The organism is Phyllobacterium sp. 01N428 (assembly GCF_056399405.1).
This window is the reverse complement of the sequence record NZ_JBFTRH010000017.1, coordinates 1-2726: the sequence shown is the minus strand read 5'-3', so window position 1 is coordinate 2726 and position 2726 is coordinate 1. Positions and strand designations below refer to the sequence as shown.

The 2726-nt window shown below is 55.6% G+C and carries 2 protein-coding genes; both read right to left on the bottom strand.

Going from position 1 to position 2726, the window contains the following annotated elements; genetic code table 11:
• A partial coding sequence (locus AC1DNI_RS22730; RefSeq protein WP_477693521.1) for an alpha/beta hydrolase family protein occupies positions 1-1898 on the bottom strand: 1898 nt, incomplete at its 3' end.
• A gap of 387 nt (positions 1899-2285) precedes the next feature.
• A partial coding sequence (locus tag AC1DNI_RS22725; protein WP_477693520.1) for a hypothetical protein occupies positions 2286-2726 on the bottom strand: 441 nt, incomplete at its 5' end.

Here is a 2726-nt window from a genome sequence, read left to right as displayed (position 1 = left end):
TTGACTTCCTGTCCTGTGGGTCGCACGACAGCAATACGGAATGTTAGCGTATCATACGACTTGGCGGAAATATTCATCAGATCCGTGGCAATCGTAGCATTGGGTTCTGTCCAGGCAAGCTCGAGATTATCGGCGATCGAAAGGAGCCCGCGCCAGCCCCCATATTCAAAGTCGTTCGGCCTTTCGGGCATACAGCGACTTTCTCCGACGCCCGGCTCCATTGAGCAAAAGGCTGTCTCATCAAAACCGGTCAAGCTGAAGCTGCCGCCAAGTTCGTTGCGCTCCATACTGTCACTGCGCTCGAACCGCTGGATGAGCGTGCGCTTGTCGGCGCCTTTCTGCACGCTCAGGGCAACCCATTCATCGCATGGACCCTCAGTGGAAGGGCAGGCGGCATTCGGCAGGCGCGCCGCCGCATTCCAGTAAGCGGCAAACTTCTGCTCGCCGCCGACATGATAGCGCATGAACGAACTGATGAGAAAATCGCCGCTGCGGCGCTGATCATCCTGGCTTAAGCGGATACTGTCTTGCCTCAATGCTTTGCAATATTCATCCGATTGGAAAGAGAGATCCTCACGTCTCCATATGGTGTTGTAGTAATTATGGTTGGCGCCCTTGACCATGATCTGGTAGCGCGGCGCCATATCGCTTATCGGGCCGAAGCGATTGTGATCATAGGCAACCGCTCCGTCAAGATTGCTCACATCTCCATCGCAGCCGGGCAGCAGTACGGCAAGCGGCACATTGTTGATGCCGAGATTGCCATCGAAATCGGTCGGAGCCAGCATGAAAGCACCTTTGAAGTCATAGGGCTTTACCGTCTCGCGCCCAGCGGCATAGAACAGATTGTATTCCTTGACGGCCGCCGCGAATTTGTCGTCGTCTATCTCGGCAGGTGCTGCCGCGACTGCAGGGCTTCTTGGAGTAGCTGCAATGGCGGCGGTTGCCGGTATGATTGCCTTAGTCAAGGCAGGATAGTCGCGTTCAAAGAAAGAGGGGTCGGCCTCTAATGCAGTGCGCAGATCAGCCTCGTTCAGCCCGAGGCGGGTCTGGTTGAATTTGATGGCATAGGAGACGCCCTGTCCGCCGCGCGAATGACCCATGATGCCGACACGATTAAAATCCAGTTTGTTTTTCAATGGATCAAGTACGCCCGGCTCGTTGTCTGTTCCGATCTGGCCGGACGCATCGATCTGGCGCAGCCGGTCGAGCGTGCCCAATATGAGCTGTGCCCGCGACTGGCTGGAGGTGTCTCCATCAATCGCGCTGCCGCTATTGATCCCGTTGGCGTCGATCGAAGCCACGACATAGCCGTGCGCCGCCAGTTGCTCGGCCATATAATCATAGCCTTGATAGCTGGGATCCCCATTCGTATGGTTTCCGTGAAGAAATATGATGACCGGAAAACGCTTAACCGTCTCTGTTGAATCGACTTGCTGGGGGTAGCGTAGCCAGCCCTTGATCGGGGTGATGAAAACCTCATCATCGCTGGCCGTTTCACTGTACCAAGAGCCACTCGATGCCACGAGGTTGCCGAGGTCGTAGTCGAGGACGGGCGAAGCTTTAAACGTTGCGCCGCCAATGGTGTCGGGGGCGATTTCGGTGAATCGCACCACTTTTTCTTCCGCAGCGGGCGTTACGATTTGTGTGTCGGTGGGGCCGGTGAGCGGAACTGCCTCGCCGCCACCCAATTGCGTAGCGTGTGGCTCCGTTCCCGGAACGACGGTGACAGTCCCGACGACAGGCCCTTCCGGCAGTCCGGGATTTTCAGGGGCAGTTTCTTTCAAATCGCCCGGTGTTTCGAACGTTGATGCCACCGCCGCGGGTTCGACCGTTTGCGCCGCTGATGCCGGCGCTTCTGTATCGCCTTGATTGCACGCCGATAGAAATATCATCATGCCAGCTATGCATGTTTTTTGTGCAATATGCTTTGTTCTATAAATCATCCAGTTTCACCCAATATGTGGCGTTTACGTTTAAAAATGAACCAAAACACGTAGTTTGCCGATAAAGCATCCGGCAGACTTTTTCCGTGTATCCATAGTCAGCAATTTTCGTGCCAGACCGGGGCGCGCCGGTTTTTAATGAGGACGAACGCTTGTAACGATAAATCAACCCCTATTGCGTCTTCTCGTATCTATCGACGAGAGGCCGGGAATTTCGGCGAGCGTGCGGCCGCCGAAAGTATCCCGGGTGAGGTGAAGGAGGTCGATCGTTTTCGTGAAGGGAGCGATTGCATCCCGCCTCAGGCTATGCCGAAGCGGGGTGCACGATTTCAAAAGGCGCTATTTCCGGGCAGACAGTGACAGCGGTGTTTCCCGGCTGAAGTTTTGCAACTCGATATCGGTGACCGCCACCTTGCCGCTTTCCCTGGGGAAGCTGAGTTTTAGCTCCTTCAGCCCGGCCATATCAAGGCCGCTGAACGCCTTGAGCGGGATCGCCACCATGTTGAGCAGGACTTTCATCTGTCCATCGGCGAACGGCGCATCGCGGGGATCGTCTATCATGGGCAGCCCGTTTTCCATTTTGCGCGGGGCATTATAGAGGGCGTCGGTAAAAGCGCTTGCTGCAACGGTGGCCGTCTTGCCGCTTTTGTCGGTCAGCGTCACGTTGACTTCCTGTCCTGTGGGTCGCACGACAGCAATACGGAATGTTAGCGTATCATACGACTTGGCGGAAATATTCATCAGATCCGTGGCAATCGTAGCATTGGGTTCTGTCCAGGC